Origin of the sequence: Burkholderia sp. GbtcB21 (assembly GCF_019091065.1) — a bacterium.
GTDB classification, from domain to species: domain Bacteria; phylum Pseudomonadota; class Gammaproteobacteria; order Burkholderiales; family Burkholderiaceae; genus Burkholderia; species Burkholderia pyrrocinia_C.
In genome coordinates, this window is the sequence record NZ_JAGXKA010000403.1 from 1 (window position 1) to 244 (window position 244).

General features: G+C 66.4%; 1 protein-coding gene. It reads right to left on the minus strand.

Annotated elements, in window-relative coordinates:
• Positions 1–244 (minus strand): hypothetical protein (locus KVT39_RS37200; RefSeq protein ID WP_217591511.1); only part of this gene is annotated, 244 nt, incomplete at both ends.

Consider the following 244-nt stretch of genomic DNA (forward strand, 5'->3'; position numbering starts at 1 on the left):
GTCCGAGACCGCGGGCGACAGGCCCGCGATCAGGTCGACCTTCGGTTTCTCCATCAACTGCAGGACCTGGCGGGCACACGCGGACAGGCATCCGACGTAGCGGCGCTGGCCCTCGGCATAAAGGGTGTCGAACGCAAGCGACGCCTTGCCCGGCCCTGACAACCCGGGAATCACGATCAGCTTGTGGCGCGGCAGGGCGAGGTTGACGGGTTTCAGGTTGTGGGTACGTGCCCCACCGATACGG